At 72.8% G+C, this 15810-nt stretch carries 16 protein-coding genes; 6 read left to right on the top strand and 10 right to left on the bottom strand.

Annotation, left to right across the window (positions count from 1 at the left end):
* Positions 1-54: 54 nt before the first annotated feature.
* A complete protein-coding gene (locus tag JNK12_07915) occupies positions 55-1071 on the bottom strand; it encodes a hypothetical protein (GenBank protein ID MBL8775841.1) in 1017 nt (338 codons plus the stop codon).
* Between the two features lie 378 nt (positions 1072-1449).
* On the opposite strand from JNK12_07915, the gene JNK12_07910 reads away from it, so the two are divergent.
* A complete protein-coding gene (locus tag JNK12_07910) occupies positions 1450-2907 on the top strand; it encodes an aldehyde dehydrogenase (GenBank protein MBL8775840.1) in 1458 nt (485 codons plus the stop codon).
* Positions 2908-3207: 300 nt separating this feature from the next.
* On the opposite strand, the gene JNK12_07905 is transcribed toward JNK12_07910, so the two are convergent.
* Entirely contained in the window at positions 3208-3561 is a 354-nt protein-coding gene (locus tag JNK12_07905; protein MBL8775839.1) for a DUF427 domain-containing protein, read from the bottom strand.
* Positions 3562-3646: 85 nt separating this feature from the next.
* On the opposite strand from JNK12_07905, the gene JNK12_07900 reads away from it, so the two are divergent.
* The 3 genes from JNK12_07900 to JNK12_07890 all read left to right on the top strand — a co-directional run bounded on the left by JNK12_07900 (position 3647) and on the right by JNK12_07890 (position 5455).
* Complete coding sequence (locus JNK12_07900) at positions 3647-3796, top strand: hypothetical protein (protein MBL8775838.1); 150 nt, start codon at positions 3647-3649, stop codon at positions 3794-3796.
* A 47-nt stretch (positions 3797-3843) separates the two neighbouring features.
* Positions 3844-4806, top strand: a complete 963-nt coding sequence (locus tag JNK12_07895) for a hypothetical protein (protein MBL8775837.1) — start codon at positions 3844-3846, stop codon at positions 4804-4806.
* 220 nt (positions 4807-5026) lie between these two features.
* Positions 5027-5455, top strand: coding sequence for a VOC family protein (locus tag JNK12_07890; GenBank protein MBL8775836.1), 429 nt, complete (start codon positions 5027-5029; stop codon positions 5453-5455).
* A 144-nt stretch (positions 5456-5599) separates the two neighbouring features.
* On the opposite strand, the gene JNK12_07885 is transcribed toward JNK12_07890, so the two are convergent.
* Together JNK12_07885 and JNK12_07880 are read right to left on the bottom strand one after the other, a co-directional pair.
* On the bottom strand, positions 5600-5767 hold the full coding sequence (locus JNK12_07885; GenBank protein ID MBL8775835.1) for a hypothetical protein: 168 nt from the start codon (positions 5765-5767) through the stop codon (positions 5600-5602).
* Positions 5764-6690 (bottom strand): hypothetical protein, encoded by a 927-nt coding sequence (locus tag JNK12_07880; protein MBL8775834.1) that lies wholly within the window; start codon positions 6688-6690, stop codon positions 5764-5766. Before JNK12_07880 ends, JNK12_07885 begins: the two co-directional genes overlap by 4 nt.
* Before the next feature lie 19 nt (positions 6691-6709).
* Here JNK12_07880 and JNK12_07875 point away from each other — a divergent pair, with 19 nt between their 5' ends.
* Positions 6710-7063, top strand: a complete 354-nt coding sequence (locus JNK12_07875) for a hypothetical protein (protein MBL8775833.1) — start codon at positions 6710-6712, stop codon at positions 7061-7063.
* A 116-nt stretch (positions 7064-7179) separates the two neighbouring features.
* Here JNK12_07875 and JNK12_07870 read toward each other — a convergent pair whose 3' ends face one another.
* The 4 genes from JNK12_07870 to JNK12_07855 form a co-directional block, all read right to left on the bottom strand.
* Positions 7180-7593 carry a type II toxin-antitoxin system VapC family toxin gene (locus JNK12_07870; protein MBL8775832.1) on the bottom strand — a complete coding sequence of 138 codons (414 nt, stop codon included), beginning with the start codon at positions 7591-7593 and terminating at the stop codon, positions 7180-7182.
* The gene (locus tag JNK12_07865; GenBank protein ID MBL8775831.1) at positions 7586-7840 is read right to left on the bottom strand and encodes a type II toxin-antitoxin system prevent-host-death family antitoxin; all 255 of its coding nucleotides are present in this window, start codon (positions 7838-7840) and stop codon (positions 7586-7588) included. Before JNK12_07865 ends, JNK12_07870 begins: the two co-directional genes overlap by 8 nt.
* Before the next feature lie 47 nt (positions 7841-7887).
* Positions 7888-8445: a hypothetical protein gene (locus JNK12_07860; protein ID MBL8775830.1), complete on the bottom strand. Its 558-nt coding sequence runs from the start codon at positions 8443-8445 to the stop codon at positions 7888-7890.
* A gap of 153 nt (positions 8446-8598) precedes the next feature.
* The gene (locus JNK12_07855) at positions 8599-8928 is read right to left on the bottom strand and encodes a hypothetical protein (protein MBL8775829.1); all 330 of its coding nucleotides are present in this window, start codon (positions 8926-8928) and stop codon (positions 8599-8601) included.
* A gap of 49 nt (positions 8929-8977) precedes the next feature.
* Between JNK12_07855 and JNK12_07850 the strand changes: the two genes are divergently transcribed.
* Complete coding sequence (locus tag JNK12_07850) at positions 8978-11323, top strand: arylsulfatase (protein ID MBL8775828.1); 2346 nt, start codon at positions 8978-8980, stop codon at positions 11321-11323.
* Positions 11324-11595: 272 nt separating this feature from the next.
* On the opposite strand, the gene JNK12_07845 is transcribed toward JNK12_07850, so the two are convergent.
* Both JNK12_07845 and JNK12_07840 read right to left on the bottom strand, forming a co-directional pair.
* Positions 11596-13887, bottom strand: a complete 2292-nt coding sequence (locus JNK12_07845) for a molybdopterin-dependent oxidoreductase (GenBank protein MBL8775827.1) — start codon at positions 13885-13887, stop codon at positions 11596-11598.
* Positions 13888-14086: 199 nt separating this feature from the next.
* Positions 14087-15394: a hypothetical protein gene (locus JNK12_07840; protein ID MBL8775826.1), complete on the bottom strand. Its 1308-nt coding sequence runs from the start codon at positions 15392-15394 to the stop codon at positions 14087-14089.
* Positions 15395-15810 lie beyond the last annotated feature (416 nt).

The following is a 15810-nucleotide window of genomic DNA, read 5'->3' as shown; positions in this document are numbered from 1 at the left end:
CGACCGCGCCGACCAGGAAGGAGTCCTCATCGACCGTCAGGACGACCGGCGCGGTCACCAGACCCGCCGAGCGCCGTTCGCCGTCTCGGGATCGAGGTCCCAGCCGGCGAGGATCTCCCGGCCCCGGCCCCGATCGGTGGCCAGGTCGAGGGCGATGGCCACGGGATGCGCCGGCCGGGCGCTCACGCCGCCGGGCAATGGCAGCGACGGGCCCCAGGGCGCCGCGGCCTGCGGGGCCGGCGCCACCGCGACCCGCACCCCCGACTCGCTACCGCCGGTCGGGGGCGGTGGGACGAAGGCCGCCCGAGGCAGGTACAGCGAGGGCACCGCACCACCGACCACGGCCGGTGCCCCGTACGCGACGGCGGCCAGTGTCCCGACGACGACCCCGTCCTCCATGATCGCCCGCTCGGCGGCGACGACGTCCCGGGACCACGACGGCGCCCAGTGCTCGGACAGTTCCCAGAACAGCGCCGGCGTGTCCGGCACGTGCCGCTGCGAGTCGAGGAGGTGCGCCCGCTCGAGCGCCCGGGCCACGGCAGAGACCTGGGTCGCCGAGGCGCCGACGTCCTTGGCCACGGCCCGGACCCCGAGCGACTGATCGGGATGGGTGAGCAGCCAGTACGCCACCCGAACGCCGACACCCGAGAACGGCGAGCGGAGCGGGGCCCCGTCGTCGCCCGTCTCGACCCGGGCGGCTACGTGAGGATCGTCGACGACCGAGTCGATGCGCACCCCCGGCGCCCGCACCACGAGTCGACGGGTCGCCCGGTCCCAGTAGCCGACGCCGGCGTCGACGAGCTCGGCCCTGGCGGCGGCGTCGATGCGGTCGGCCGCCACGACCACACGGCTCGTCGCGCCGGGTGTCGCACCGAGGCGCCGGACCAACCCCAGTGCGTCGGAGAGCCGCACCCGGCTGAACGCCTCGACCTCGAGGGTGAGTTCCTGACCGTCGACCGAGGCGACGATCGCCGACGGCGAGTCACCTGAATCTGTGCCGGCGTCGAGGATCTCGACGTCAAGCGAAGAGAGCGCCGCCGTCACGTCCGCCACCGCCTCACGTGGCTCCATGTCGACATTGTACGGTATACGTGGATCCACGTACACCGTACAGGCGCCGCCCGCGCGCCAGTGTGGGGCCGTCACCCCGGCCCCGAGGGACTTCCCCGTCCCCCGACGACTGCAGCATCCTGCAAACCTTCAGAATTCTGCAGCCCATAGGCGGGCCGCAGTGCACACCGCTCTGTGGTTGGCCGCTGCTCGGGAGTCGCCTCGATCGCCATGGGCCGAGGGTACGAAGGCCCTCTGACAGCGATCGACGAACGCCCCGTCCACCCCTCGTGAGGGCGGCCGGCGCCGGCGGCGGCCGGAGCGGCAGGAGTACTCCGGTGACCGCCCGGTGGACTCCCGCTCCGGGCACGAGGGAGAGGATCGGGCAAGATCGAGGGCATGGACACCACGAGGGCGGGGACGCCGACGGGACTGCTGATCGCCGGCGAGTGGCGGGACGGGACGAGCGACGCCGTCGTCGCGGTCGAGAACCCGGCCGACACCACGATCGTGGCCGAGGTGGCCGGCGCCTCGGCCGCCGACGTCGATGCCGCCGTGGCCGCGGCCGTCGAGGCGGGGCCGGCGCTGGCCCGCCTCACCGAGTTCGAGCGGGCCGAGCTGCTCCACGCCGTCGCCGACCTCCTCGACGAGCGGGCCGAGGCCCTCGCCGTCCAGATGACCGCCGAGTCGGGCAAGCCCCTCGTCGCCGAGACCCGGGACGAGCTGGTCGAGTCGGCCGACATCTTCCGGCTCGCCGCCGAGGAGACCAAGCGCCTCGAGACCCACGTGATGCCGAGCATCGAGCGCACCAAGCGGGTGTTCACCCACCGCAAGCCGGTCGGGGTCTACGCCCTGCTGACGCCGTTCAACTTCCCCATGAACATCCCCGCCGAGCTGCTGGCGGCGGCGCTGGGCGGCGGCAACACCGTGGTGATGAAGCCCAGCGAGTCCACGCCGCTGTCGGGGGCGGCCCTCGCCCAGGCCGTCGTGGACGCCGGCTTCCCCGCCGGCGCGGTCAACGTCGTCCACGGCCGGGGCGACGTCGGCGCCGCCCTCACCACCCACGCCGGCGTGGACGGCATCGGCTTCGTGGGCTCGGCCGACACCGCCGAGGCCATCGTTCGGGCGGCGGGCCTCAAGCGCACCCTGATCGAGGCGTCGGGCAACGGCCCCCAGATCGTATGCGACGACGCCGACCTGGCCCGCGCCGCCGAAGCCGCCGTGTTCGGCGCCACCTTCGTGGCCGGCCAGTGCTGCGTCGCCACCGAGCGCCTGTTCGTGCAGGAGTCGGTGCACGACGAGTTCCTCTCGCTCCTGCTCGCCGCCGCCGCCGAGCCCGTCCTCGGCGACCCCATGGCCGACGACACCGCCTACGGCCCGGTCAACAACGAGACCGTCGCCGCCCGCATGGACGCCCACGTCGCCGACGCCGTGGCGGCCGGTGCCGGGGTCCTCACCGGCGGTGAACGGGCGACCGGCTTCGCCAGCGACCTCTACTGGCCCCTCACCGCGCTCGACGGCGTGACCCCGACCATGGCCGCCTTCCGGGAGGAGACCTTCGGGCCCATCCTGCCCATCACCACCTTCGCCGACGACAACGAGGCCGTCCGCCTCGCCAACGACTCCCACCTCGGCCTCCAAGCGGCGGTGTTCACCTCGTCGCTGAGCCGGGCGTACCGCTACATCGACGACCTGCGCGTCGGCACCGTCCTGGTGAACGAGTCGACCAACTTCTGGGAGCAGCACCCGCCCTTCGGCGGCGCCGGCGGCACCAGGACCGGCTGGGGCCGCATCGGCGGCAAGTACACCCTCCACGACATGACCGACCTGCGCACAGCGGTCATCGACGTGCGGTAACGGCGGCGGCGCCAGGCCGATTGACCAGAGCGTTCGTCGCGCGCCGGCGCCAAACCTTGTGCCGGTGCCGAGCCGACCGGCCCCACGCGAGAGCCGCGACCAGACAGCCCAGGGCGGCGACCGCCAGCAACAAGGTGGTCGTGGCCAACTGGCTCGGACGCGAGGTGTCGATACCGCCCCTCGCGGCGGGCGGTGAATCGGCAACCTCCGTCTCGAACGTCGGTGTCGAACCTGCAGATCAGCGACTGCGCGAGGAGTTCGATGCCCCGTCCTGGTCGGCAGCGGGGCGCCCGCCGCCGGTCAGGCGGCCGGTGCCACCGTGATGTCGGCCCGCTCGGGGAAGAAGCACACCAGGCCGGTGATCTGCTCGGCGCCGGGGATGGGCGCCTCGTAGCTCCAGGCGATGCCGTCGTGCACCTGCTCGCCGACCGCCACCGACCAGTAGGACGCGTCGCCCTTGAAGGGGCAGTGAGTGGCGAAGCTGGTGGGACGGAGCTCGACGTTCACGTCCTCGCGGCGCAGGTAGTAGCGGGTGGGAAGGCCGGTCTCGTCGAGCAGGACCGGTCGGTCGGTCTCGGCGACGGTTTCCCCGTCGACGGTGACGGTGACGTGCAGGTCGGCAGGGGCAATGGTGATGGTGTGGCCGGCGGTCATGGTGGGGTCAACACATTGGGCCGGGAGGCATTCCGCCCCTCCCGTCGGCACCGGCGATCGCAGGGGGTGTCGACCCGCTGTGCAGGTGGCGCACGCGTCCCGCTTCGAGGTGACCGGGTCGAGCCTCTTCCGGTTCGACCTCGAGCAAGCGGAGGACCTCGCCGTCGTGGACACCCCGCCGGCGTGCCCGCGCCAGACATCGCACGGCTCGGCCCTTGACATCAAGTGGACTTGAGGTTCTACCGTCCCTTCGAGACCCGCCCGCCTGAGGAGTTGCCGCCCATGACCGCCCCCGGTTCCGCCGCCACCGCCAGCCCCACCACCACCCACACCGCCGCCACCGAGGGGCGCACGGGACCCTTCGTCCTCGTCGCCGCCGAGGACGGCCTGCACCACGGCGGCCGCCCGGCCGAGCACCTGGCCGGCCGGGCCGTCACCGCGGTGACGGCGACCGACCCCGCCGCAGCGTGGGCCCTCGTCGACGGCGCCGAGGTCGTGCGGGTGACCCCGGACGGCGCCGAGGAGGTCGCCCGCCTCACCGACGGTCGGGGTCTGTGCATCCACGAGGACCGAGGGACCGTCTTCGTGGGCGGGACAGAGGCCCGGCTGTGGCGGCTGGAGGGCAGTGACCTCGTCCGGGTGGCCTCCTTCGACGACGCCCCCACCCGCTCCGAGTGGTCCACGCCCTGGGGAGGGCCCCCGGACATCTTCTCCATGGCCTCCCACGGCGACGACCTCTACGTGAGCGTCCACGTCGGCGGCATCCTGCACAGCGACGACGACGGGCGGAACTGGCGGGCGACCATCGACCTCCACGACGACGTCCACCAGGTGGTGGTCGACGACGACGGGACCATGTGGGCGGCCACCGGCCGGCGAGGGCTGGCCCGCAGCACCGACAAGGGACGCACGTGGCAGTACCTCGACGCCGGGCTGCACGCGACCTACCTCCTCGCCGTGGCCGTCACCGACGCCGGCGTCCTGGTGAGCGCCCAGTCGGGCCACGCCGGACGCGACACCGCCGTGTACCTCCTCGACGGCGACCGCTTCGAGCCAGTGGCCGGTCTGCCCGAACCCTTGTCGGGTGTCTCGCCCCGCCACCTGGCGGCGAGCGGCACCCACGCCGCGCTCGCGACCGACGACGGCGGCGTCCACCTGAGCCACGACGGCGGCCGGACCTGGCGCTCGCTGGGAGCGGTCGACGTCCCCCACGGCGTGATCGTCACCGGCTCCGCGCTTCCCTGATCGACGCTCTGACCAAGCCAGCCCTGCGCCCTGCCGGCCAGACCCAGCGCCCGAGGCTCGGTGGCGGCCGCCGCAGGCGCAGGGCCAGGACCGGCGTCCACCCGCCGCGACCAGTCGGCCGACTCGGGCCGGGACCCGTCGGCGCCGCCGGCGCAACTCCTCGACAGCGGACCGGCCCGACCCCACAATGGCGCCACCGCCCGCCTCGAAGGAGCGCCCCATGCCGCCGGCCATCACCGGGATCTCGCACGTCGACCTCAGCGTCATCGACCTCGAGGCCAGCACGCGCTGGTACACCGAGCTGCTGGGCATGGTCCCGCTGTTCGGCGGGCGCAACGAGCCCTACGACTACGAGGTGCAGTACCTGATGGAGCCGACGTCGGGCGTGATCATCGGCCTTGAGCAGCACGACGCCAATCCCGGCACCCCGTTCGACGAGCGCCGTGTCGGCCTCGACCACCTCAGCTTCAATGTCGCCACCCGCGAGCTTCTCGACGCCTGGCGGGACCACCTCGACGCCCTGGGCGTGTCCCACACCGGGATCACCGAGGAGGACAACTGGGACGTGCTGGTCCTGCGCGACCCGGACAACATCCAGCTCGAGTTCATCCTCCTCAAGCTCGACGCCGACGCCGTCCTGGGCGGCTGAGTCGTCCCCACCACTACGGCTGGAGTGCGGAACTCACCCGGACCGGGACCAGTCGCAGACCAGGTCGCTCGCCGATCGGCGCCGACCGGATGTCAAGGAGTTTCGCTATTCGGTGTGCGAGGCGCCGTCGGTTCAGGTCCGGGGTCAGTCCGAGTTGCGGGAGCGGCGGACCAGCAGCCAGACGCCGACGGCCGCCGCCACCACGAGCACGACGCCGACCACGATCAGCGCCGGCGACGGACCCGACGACCCGGTGTCCTCCGGCGTGGCGGGGATGTCGGCGAGCACGACGAGGCGGAGCAGCAGGCTCATGGCTCCATCCAACCACGCCCGGCGGTGGGACCGAGGCGCGTGGCCCACGCCATGGTGAGGGCGATCAGCACGGGGTACTCGAGGTAGGCGTGGTACGAGGCCAACGAGGTGTAGAGGGTGCGGCCCTGCGTGTAGTCGTGCGCCGCCACGACGGCGACGAGAACCGTGACCCCGGCGGCCAGCAGCACGAGCCGATGCCCGCGCAGCTTCGCTCCGACGGGCGTGGCCTCGAAGGCGGCGGTGGCCTCGGGTGCGTGGCGGGGGAAGAACCAGCACCAGACCGTGTAGTGCATGACCTGGGCGAAGGCGAACAGCGCGAGGAGGCGGGCAGCGGCGGGGCCGGCGGGATCGCCCACGATCGACGGGAGGACGGTGGCACCGCCGGCGGCGGACGCCGCCGAGCTGCCCGTGGCCAGCCATGGGTCGAGCACGCCGGACAGCAACACCAGGGGCACGGCGACGGCCCACGCCACCGTCGTGGCGCGCAGGGCCCGCCGGCGGGTCGGGTGCACCATCGTCGCCGACCACTCCCAGAGGAACACGGCCGGCAGCAGGTTGTGCAGGTTCGCCTGGAGCACGAACCAGGTGTCGGGCCGGGCCAGGGCGAACGCCGCCACCGGGGCGAGCACGGCCAGCCCCACCGCCCGCGCCCGCCACGACCGTGCCAGCAGCACCGTGGCGACCAGCATCCCGACCAGCAGGAGGACCTCGACCTCGCGGGGCAGCACGCCGGGAAGCAGGAGGCGGCTGACCACGATGGACACCAGCACGACGTTCACGCCCACCAGGAAGCGGCCCCGCAACAGGCCGTGGTAGTGACCGGACACGTACCGGACCTCGAGGGCCACGTGGACCATCCCGATGGCCAGCAGGCCGAAGACCACCACGTCGAGCGGCACCGAGAGCGCCAGCGCCAGCGCCATGGCGACGGCGAGTCCGACGATGGCTGACCTCTCGTACCCCGTCGCGCTTGGCGCCACCCTGGCGGTCGAGGTGCCGCTGTACGCCGCGCTACTGCCCCGGCTGGCGCCGGTGTCCAGGTCGAGGGCGGTGGCGGTGGGTGTGGCGGTCAACGTGGTCTCACACCCCCTGTTGTGGTTCGTGCTCGTCCCTCTGGTCGAGCAGGCCGGCGCCTCGACGGTAGTGGCCGTCGCCGTGGCCGAGCTGCTGGTGTGGCTGCTCGAGGCGGCGCTGTGCCGGTTGCTGGCCGGGAGCGGGTGGCGGGCGTCGTTGGAAGTGGCGGCGGTGGCGAACGCCGCCTCCCTGGGCCTCGGCCTCGTGCTCGCCGGCCTCTGACCGTCCTGCACCTCTTCGGGCCCGGTCTCGCCGCCGACCTGCTGGGGTCCTCCATGGCGTCACCGGCCCGGAGACCTCGGCGCGGCGCCGGGTGTCGGCCATGGACTGGCCCGCGGTTACACGGCGTGGATCTCGATGAGGTCGTCGAGCGCTCGGAAGTCGTCGGGGTTGCGGGTGAAGAGGGGGAGACCCTCAGCCACGGCGGTGGCGGCGATCAGCAGATCCACGGCTCGAGCTCCCCGGGGCTTGCGTCCGGCGTTCATGACGGCGGAGAAGACCCTGCCGTAGGCGCGGGCCGCGTCCGCGCCGAAGGGCAGCGGGTCGAAGGCGGCCTCGGTTCGTTGCAGCCGGTCTTGGCGTCGGCTGCGTTCTCTGGGGTCGTCGGTGGCGTGTGGGCCGGCGGTGAGCTCGGCGAGCGTGATGGCGCTGATGGCAACCTCGAGCGGCAGAGAGCTGACGGGCACGTGTTCGAGATCGATGACCACCGACGTGTCAAGGAGCCCCCGTTCAGGTCGGTTGGGGCTAGCCACGAGGGTCGATGTCCTGATCCGCGATCTGGTCGAGGTCGTGGCGGAGTCGGACGGGGTCGACCGGGGCAGCGCTTCGGAAGAGCTCCGTGGCGGCCTCGGCCCGCACGAAGCGGTGTCGGCGCAGTGGGGTCAGCTCACCGACCGGTTCGCCGTTCCGAGTGACGATGAACGACTCGCCTTCAGCGAGCGCCCGCATGATCCGCCCGCTGTCGTTTCGAAGCTCTCGTTGATTGATCTCACCAGCCACCCAGCGAACGTAGCACGGCGTGCCACATCTTCCGCTGAACGATCGGCTCACCACGAGTCCTCTTCACCACCAGCATCGACCTGGCTCTCGGCCTGTGCCTCGGCCAACCAGTCCTGTCGCTCGCGCGCCCAGGCCCGGATCTCGACCATCTCGAGACGGGCACGTCTCGACAGCTCGTCGTCGTCGGCGTCGCCGACCTCATCGGGCTCGAGGATCCAGCGGTGCTCGAACGGCACACCGAAGCGGTACTCCTCCAGTCCCTGCTTCATCCACGGCAACAGCCACAGCTCGAGGTGATCGAGCGCGGCGCGCAGGTCTTTGTGGGCGAGGTACCGGCCGCTCCCCTTCGAGTCCAACCTTCTTGGCGACACGTAGCGGTAGGCGTGCCCGGCGGCGTCGAGGTTGAGGTAGCGACGGGTGTAGACGTGCTTGTAGAGGTGGAGGTCGGGCCGGTCCCGGCGGCGGACCTGCGCCATGATCATGAAGTCGCCGAGGTCGAAGTACCGGTAGCGGCGGACGCCGGCGATGGTCCGGGCGACGGCCTCGAGCGGTCGGGTCCAGTCGTCGCTCAGGGGACCGTCGTAGGGCGGGAAGACGAGACGCATCGGGTGCGCACCTCCGGGATCGTGGTCGGGAGGCGGCACTCGGTCCGTGCTGCGAAGGACTCCAGCACGGCGAACGGCTGGACTCGGCCCATGATGGCGCAGGGTGGCGACGAGGGCAACGCCCTCGACGGCGTCCGTCCGAGCGAGAATCGGTCAGTCGTCGAACAGCGAGGGCTGCGCCGGCGGCTCGTCGCCGGTGGCCTCGACCTCCGTCGCCGCTCCCTCGGCGAGCTCTCGCTCGGCCCGACGGAGCGAGGGGCGGACGACGGACGCGCCCGAGCGCCGGATCTTCACGTTGCGATCCCTGGCAGCCAGGAGTGCCGCGGCATCGGGGCCGTCCCCGCCGAGGCCGTCGACGAACCGGTCGAGCATGCCGATCGCGCCCACCAGGAACGACCCGCCGGGGACGACCAGCGCCGTCGCCGCCGCCCCCGCCGCCGCACTACGGTCGTCGCCGCCGGGGGGACGTGGGGCGACCGGCACGGACGGAGCCGACGCCGGACCGCCCCCGCCGGCAGGAAGGGGCCCGACGATGGCCCTGCGCACCTACCCCGAGGGCGGCGAGCACCCGGGACCGATCGGCCGGACCATCGCCGAGTCCGAGCCCGCCTGGCCGGTCCCACCCTCCACGCCCGACGGCGCCCCCAACGTGCTGGTCGTCCTCTTCGACGACCTCGGCTTCGCCCAGCTCGGCTGCTTCGGCGGCCTCGCCGGCCGCATCCGCACCCCCCACCTCGACCGCCTGGCCGCGCGGGGCCTGCGCTTCCAGAACTTCCACACCACCGCGCTGTGCAGCCCGAGCCGGGCCGCGCTGCTGACCGGCCGCAACCACCACAGCGTGGGCGTGGCCACGATCATGGAGCGGGCCACCGGCTACCCCGGCTACAACGGCCGCATCCCCAAGGACACGGCCATGCTGCCGGCGGTCCTGCGCCGGCACGGCTACGCCACCATGGCCCTCGGCAAGTGGCACCTCACCCCCGACGAGCACGTGTCGCCCGCCGGGCCCTTCGACCGCTTCCCGCTGGGCCAGGGCTTCGACCGCTACTACGGCTTCCTCGGCGGCGAGACGTCGCAGTGGGAGCCCGACCTGTGGGAGGACAACCACCGGGTCGACGCGCCCGGCCGCCCCGAGGACGGCTACCACCTCAGCGAGGACCTCGTGGACCACGCCATCGAGTGGATCACCGGCCTCAAGGCGGTGGCGCCGAGCCGGCCCTTCTTCACCTACCTGGCCTTCGGCGCCACGCACTCCCCGCATCACGCGCCCGCCGACCACATCGAGGCCTACCGCGGCGTCTTCGACGACGGGTGGGACGTCATCCGGGCCGAGACCCTCGACGCCCAGAAGGCGGCGGGGATCGTGCCCGAGGGCACGGTCCTGCCCCCCCGCAACCCCGGGGTCGAGGCGTGGGACGACCTGAGCGACGACCACCGGCGCCTGTTCAGCCGGCAGATGGAGGTCTTCGCGGCGATGGTGACCCACACCGACGAGCAGATCGGCCGACTGCTCGACTTCCTCGACCGCGGCGGTCTCCGCGAGGACACGCTGGTCATGGTCCTCAGCGACAACGGGGCCAGCGCCGAGGGGGCCCGGTTGGGCCGGTGCGACTCGTTCGGCTACGTGAACGGCGTGGTCGAGAGCCTCGAGGAGATGGTCGGCCGCCTCGACACCTGGGGGACGCCGCACACCCACCCTCACTACGCGTCCGGCTGGGCCATGGCCGGCAACACCCCGAACCGGATGTACAAGGCCTTCGTCCACGAGGGCGGCACGCGCGACCCGCTCATCCTGTCGTGGCCCGGCCATCTCACCGACGAGGGCGCGATCCGCTCCCAGTTCCACCACATCTGCGACCTCGCCCCGACCATCCTCGAGGCCATCGGGCTCGAGTGGCCCGACCAGGTGGACGGCCACCTCCAGCGACCGGTGGAGGGGACGAGCCTGCTCTACACGCTCACCGAGCCCGACGCGCCGACGCGCAAGCGCCGGCAGTACTTCGAGATGTTCGCCCACCGGGCCATCTGGGCCGATGGGTGGAAGGCCGTGGCCCTGCACTGGTCGAACGCCATGGTCCTGCGCCTCGGCCAGGTCGATCACGAGCTCCACGACGGGGACCACGACGCCGACGTGTGGGAGCTCTACCACCTCGACGAGGACATCTCCGAGATGCGCGACCTCGCCGCGGAGCACCCCGAGAAGCTGGCCGAGCTGGTCGACCTCTGGTGGTCCGAGGCCGAGCAGCATCAGGTGCTCCCGCTCGACGACACGCTGCTCGAACGGCTGCTGGCCGAACGCCCGACCGTGTTCGAACCGCGCGAGACCTACACCTACGCCGGACGGGTTCGCCTGCCGCGCCAGGGCTCACCGGTCCTGCGGGACTGCTCGTACACGATCCACGCCGAGGTCGAGGTGCCCGACGGGGACGGCCGAGGCGAGGGGGTGATCGTGTCGTGCGGCGGCAGCGACGGCGGCATCTCACTGTGCGTGCTCGATGGCCGGGTGCACTTCGTCAGCAACTTCCTCGGCAAGGAGCACACGGTGGCGACGTCCCGCTCGACGGTGCGCCCGGGACCGCTCGTGCTCGACGTCGCCTTCGAGCGCACGTCGCCCAACGCCGGCCGTGTGCGCCTGTCGCTCGACGGCGAGGTCGAGGCCGAGGCCGAGGTGGCCCACACGAACCCCATCGCGTTCTCCTCGTCCGAGGGGATCGAGGTGGGCACCGACGGGGTGACCGCGGTCTGGCCGCGCTACCACTCGCCCTTCGCGTTCGACGGCACCATCGACCGGGTCGTGCTGTCGACCGCCCGGCCCGAGCAGCGCCCCACCCCGGAGCAGGCCGCGGCCGAGGCCCGGGAGGCCATGCTCCGCCAGTAGCCGGCCGGCGCCGGCCTCGTCGCCTGCGCATGGCACCCCGTGCCACGCTCTGCGTTCGGATCCCAGCCGACGCCGAACTCGAGGCAATAGCCCCCGGGTTCCGGGGGCTATTGCCTCGAGTTCCATGGCTGAGGGCGTGACGGACACGCTCGGTGAGATCGACGTGGGTGCCGCCCCTTCGTCGCGCTCGTCGGCTTGGCGACACGCCGCTAGAAGGAACCGATCACCCGTGCACGGTGCCCGCTTTCGCGGACGCGCGCCGTCGGCTGGGATCAACCGCCGGCAGGGTCGGGCTCGGGCGGCGCCGCCGTGACCTCGACGGGGAAGCCGTTGAGGTGGGGGTTGCCCGAGAGAGGGTCGACCCGGTCGTTGCCGGCGAGGCGGTTGACGTTGACCCCCGGCCGGGTCGAGGCCACCGACAGTCGGGCGCCGTCGAGGTCGTGGCCCCACCCGTAGGGCAGGCTCACCACACCGGCCATGACCGCGTCGGTGACGTCGACGGTGACCGTCAGCTCGGCCAGGTCGGTGCGCAGGAGGGCGCGGTCGCCGTCGCCGAGGCCCCGGGCGGCGGCGTCGTCGGGATGCATCGCCAGGACGCACCGCTCCCGGCCCTTCACCAGCGTCGGCGTGTTGTGCTGCCACGAGTTGTTCGAGCGGAGGTGGCGGCGCCCGATCAGCACCAGGGGCGGGCGGTCCTCGTCGAGGCGTGCATGGAGCCGGTCGAGGTCGGCCACGAACTCGGGAGTGGCCAGGTCGATGCGGCCGGTCGGGGTGCGCAGCATGTCGGGCAGGCGGGGCTCGAGCGGGCCGAGGTCCACGCCGTGGGGGTGGGCCAGCAGGACGTCGAGGGAGAGGCCAGGACCGTCGCCGGCGGGCCGGGTGCCGAAGCCGTCGCCGTAGGGCCCGATGCGCAGGTTGAGGTCGAGGATGCGCTCGGGGCCGGTGCGGGGCTCGAGCGCGGCCAGCACGTCGGCGGGGTCCCAGCCGTGCACGGGGCTGAAGGGGTCGGCCGTGGCGAGGAGGGCGAGCAGGCCGGCGAGCTCGTCGTCCATCGCGGCCACGTCGGGGTCCGGGCCCTTGCCTTGGAGGACGCCGGTGAGGCGCACCAGCGTCTGCCACTCCGGGGGCAGGTCGTCGGTACGCTCCAGGACGGGCGGTGAGTAGTTGGCGATGTTGCGGATGGCGAACTGGTAGAAGGCCACGTCGTAGTGGCTGCGCTCGAGGTGCGACGGCACCGGCAGGATCACGTCGGCGTGGCGGGTGGTCTCGTTCAGGTAGAGGTCCACCGAGACCATGAGGTCGAGGCGGTCGAGGGCGGCTGCCAGGCGGTCGCTGTTGGGCGTGGACAGGACGGGGTTGCCGGCGATGGTGACGAGGGCCCGGACCTGGCCGTCGCCGGGGGTCTCAATCTCCTCGGCGAGACAGGCCACGGGGAGCTGGTCGAAGGCGCCGGGGAGGCCCCTCACCCGACTGCGGACGTTCCCGTAGTCGGTGCCCATGCCGACCCCGGGTCTCCCGGTGGTGTTGAACCCGAGGGCGGCGGGGCGGCTGAACATCACGCCGCCGGGCCGGTCGAGGTTGCCGGCGGCGATGTTGACCACGTCGAGCAGCCACGACGACAGGGTGGCGAGGTCGGCCAGGCAGGTGCCGAGGCGGCCGTGGAGGGCGGACCGCTCGGTCGTGGCCAGGTCGCGGGCGAGGGCCCGGATCCGGTCCGGGGTGATGCCGCAGGTGTCGGCCACCACCTCGGGGGTGAAGGGGGCCAGGGCGGCGCCGGCGGCGTCGAGGCCGTCGACCCACTCCCCCGCCGGCCCCGGGCGGACGAGGCCTTCGTCGAAGAGGGTGTGGGCGAGCCCGACCAGGAGCGCGGCGTCGGTGCCGGGGACGATGGCGAGGTGCTCGTCGGCGACCTCGGCGGTCTTGGACCGGCGGGGGTCGATCACGATGAGGCGGCCGCCACGGGCCCGGATGGCGGCGAGCCGACCCGGCCAGTCGGGCGCGGTGGCGAGGCTGCCGTTCGACTCGAGCGGGTCGGTGCCGAGCAGTACGAGCAGGTCCGTGCGGTCGAGGTCGGGCACGGGGAAGGCCGTGCGGGCCCCGAAGTGGACGCTGGAGACGATCTCGCGGGGGCGCTGGTCGACGCTGGCGGCGGCGAAGCGGTTGCGGCCGACGGCGCCGTAGAGCGACGGCGTGTAGACGATGGTCTCGTAGTTGTGGGACCACGGATTGCCGCTGTAGAGCGCGACGGCGTCCTTGCCATGCTCGTCGAGGATCGGCCGCACCCGCTCGTCGATCACGGCGAAGGCCTCGTCCCAGGAGGCGGGCCGGAAGCGGCCGTCTTCCTTGATCAGGGGGGTCCGGAGCCGGTCCGGGTCCTCGTGGAGGTGCTTCAGCGACGAGCCCTTGGGGCAGAGGTAGCCGTGGGAGAAGACGTCGTCGCGGTCGCCCCGGATGCGGCGCACGGCGCCGTCCTCCACCTCGATCGCAAGCCCGCACGTGGCCTCGCACAGCGGACAGGTCCGCAGGTGGGTGCCGGCGCCCCTCGGCGGCGGGATGCTGCTCATCCGGCGTACCCGCCTTTGACGTCGACGACCGGGCCGCACCCCGCCAGACACGGGGTGCGGGTACGCAGTCGGCTGCCGGCAGCTGGACGGCGCTCATCCGACACCGTCCACCTCGACCCCCACGACGGCCTGCACCTCGCTTCGCGCCCCGAGCGGGGACGCAAGTGGGTGCCGGCGCCGCCCGGCGGCGGAACGGCGCTCATCCGGCGCCGCCGGCTTCATTGGCCCGGTCGAGCTCGTCGGCGCCGTGCAGGTAGAGGCTCTGGGTGACGTAGGAGGGGTTGGTGAGCGCCGCCTGCCGGCAGAGCTCGGCCTTGAGCGAGCGGGCCTCGACCACCGCGGGCTCGTCGCCGTCGCCGAGGGCCAGCAGGTCCACGACGTGGAGCGCCAGGCGCACGTCGCCCGCCTCGGCCAGGGCGCGGGCACGGGCGAGCACGGCGTCGGGGTCGGTGATGGCCGCCCGCAGTTCCCGGGCCACGTCGGCCGGGTGGGCGGGGTGCAGCGACGTCGGGTTGAGGTCCTCCCACCAGCCGAACTGGCCGCGGTAGACGTCACGGAAGACGTGCTCGATGGAGGTGTAGCCCTCCTGGAGCCACGGCCGGTCGAACAGCTCGGGCGGCGGCTCGAGGGTGTTGACGATCTCGGCGACGTTGCGCCCCTCGTTCATGAGGGCGACGACGGCATCGTGGCACCAGCGCAGTGCGGCGGCGGTCGTGGCCAGGAAGTCGGCGACCGTGTCCGAGCCCTCGAGCGGTGGGCCGAACTCGCAGATGAGCACGTCGGCGCCGAAGTCGGCGAGGCGGTCGAGGGTCTCGGCCCATCGGACCGGGTCGCGGCGGGGCCGCTGCGGGCTGCCCACGTTGGGGAAGAACGGGATGCAGGCGGGGCCGCCGTAGAGCAGGCGGTCCTGGGGGATCCACGCGGCGATGGCGTCGTCGGTCTCCGACGGCGCCCAGTGGACCTCGACCGTGCGGCCCGGCATCTCGATCACGTACCGGTCGGTGAAGGTGTGCGTGGGCCGGGTGAAGGGGAAGACGCGGCCCTCCAGGGACCCCGGCGGGTAGCGGAACTGCCGCTCGAGCAGGCGGTTCTGCAGGCCGTTCGACTCGAGGTACCGCTCCTGGCGGCGGACCACGTTCTCGTGGGCGACCACCTGCGGGATCCGCCCGCTCTCGGCGACGCACGCCGCAACCCAGTCCCGACACCCGAGGTTGTAACGCTGGTGCCCGTGGCTGAACACGAGGTGGGTGAACGGTGCGTTCGTGCGCGACCGGATGGCAGCCAGCGACGCCGGCGCCTGATCACCGGTGTCGATCTGCACCAGACCCTCGGCGGTCTCGATCGTGACGAGCCACCCCGCCTGCTCCTGCCCGAACACCCCCGGCCCGAGATCGACGAGCCGGTGCCCGCCGGCGAGCGCGTCGTCCTGCCGATCGAGCCCGCTGAGCTCCTCGTTGCTGTCGGACACCGCAGCGTCCGTGGTGGGCGTCGTCGCTTCTTCGCTCACAGGTCCCCCCGACCGGCTCGCCGCTGTGGAGCCGCCCGGTCACCGGGCGGCGGGGGCAACCGTACCCAAGCGGTGACGGTCCGGCGGCGGCGCTGCAACCCACCGGCAGAGGGGCCGGCTCGACCGGCGCACTGAATCGATGCCCTCAACCGTCCGACGCCGCATCGGAGTGACAATCCGAATGGCCGTGGGGCGGACAGTCCGAATGCGACCGCGATTGGACGGCCGCCCTTGGGCTGCCCACGCCTAGGAAACGATGATCTCCAGGCCATTGCTGGCTCTACGCGACTGAGTGGGGAGAGCGGGTTCGGATCCGGGGTGGGCGTGGGCGGGTGGGCCAGGTGATCCCGCCGGCGTGGAGCAGGACTCGGAGCCGGTAGTTCTCGAACGAGCGGAAGCCGTGACCGCACCGCTTG

This window comes from Acidimicrobiales bacterium, from assembly GCA_016794585.1.
GTDB lineage: Bacteria > Actinomycetota > Acidimicrobiia > Acidimicrobiales > DATDAH01 > JAEUJM01.
The sequence above is the reverse complement of the archived record's forward strand: the minus strand, read 5'-3'. Positions and strand labels throughout refer to the sequence as shown.

What these genes read in the sequence shown, in the direction of transcription:
- JNK12_07915 (MBL8775841.1), bottom strand. Translation starts at nt 1,071, where the DNA reads ATGGAGCCACGTGAGGCGGTGGCGGACGTGACGGCGGCGCTCTCTTCG.
- JNK12_07910 (MBL8775840.1), top strand. Translation starts at nt 1,450, where the DNA reads ATGGACACCACGAGGGCGGGGACGCCGACGGGACTGCTGATCGCCGGC.
- JNK12_07905 (MBL8775839.1), bottom strand. Translation starts at nt 3,561, where the DNA reads ATGACCGCCGGCCACACCATCACCATTGCCCCTGCCGACCTGCACGTC.
- JNK12_07895 (MBL8775837.1), top strand. Translation starts at nt 3,844, where the DNA reads ATGACCGCCCCCGGTTCCGCCGCCACCGCCAGCCCCACCACCACCCAC.
- JNK12_07890 (MBL8775836.1), top strand. Translation starts at nt 5,027, where the DNA reads ATGCCGCCGGCCATCACCGGGATCTCGCACGTCGACCTCAGCGTCATC.
- JNK12_07885 (MBL8775835.1), bottom strand. Translation starts at nt 5,767, where the DNA reads ATGAGCCTGCTGCTCCGCCTCGTCGTGCTCGCCGACATCCCCGCCACG.
- JNK12_07880 (MBL8775834.1), bottom strand. Translation starts at nt 6,690, where the DNA reads ATGGCGCTGGCGCTGGCGCTCTCGGTGCCGCTCGACGTGGTGGTCTTC.
- JNK12_07875 (MBL8775833.1), top strand. Translation starts at nt 6,710, where the DNA reads ATGGCTGACCTCTCGTACCCCGTCGCGCTTGGCGCCACCCTGGCGGTC.
- JNK12_07860 (MBL8775830.1), bottom strand. Translation starts at nt 8,445, where the DNA reads ATGCGTCTCGTCTTCCCGCCCTACGACGGTCCCCTGAGCGACGACTGG.
- JNK12_07850 (MBL8775828.1), top strand. Translation starts at nt 8,978, where the DNA reads ATGGCCCTGCGCACCTACCCCGAGGGCGGCGAGCACCCGGGACCGATC.
- JNK12_07845 (MBL8775827.1), bottom strand. Translation starts at nt 13,887, where the DNA reads ATGAGCAGCATCCCGCCGCCGAGGGGCGCCGGCACCCACCTGCGGACC.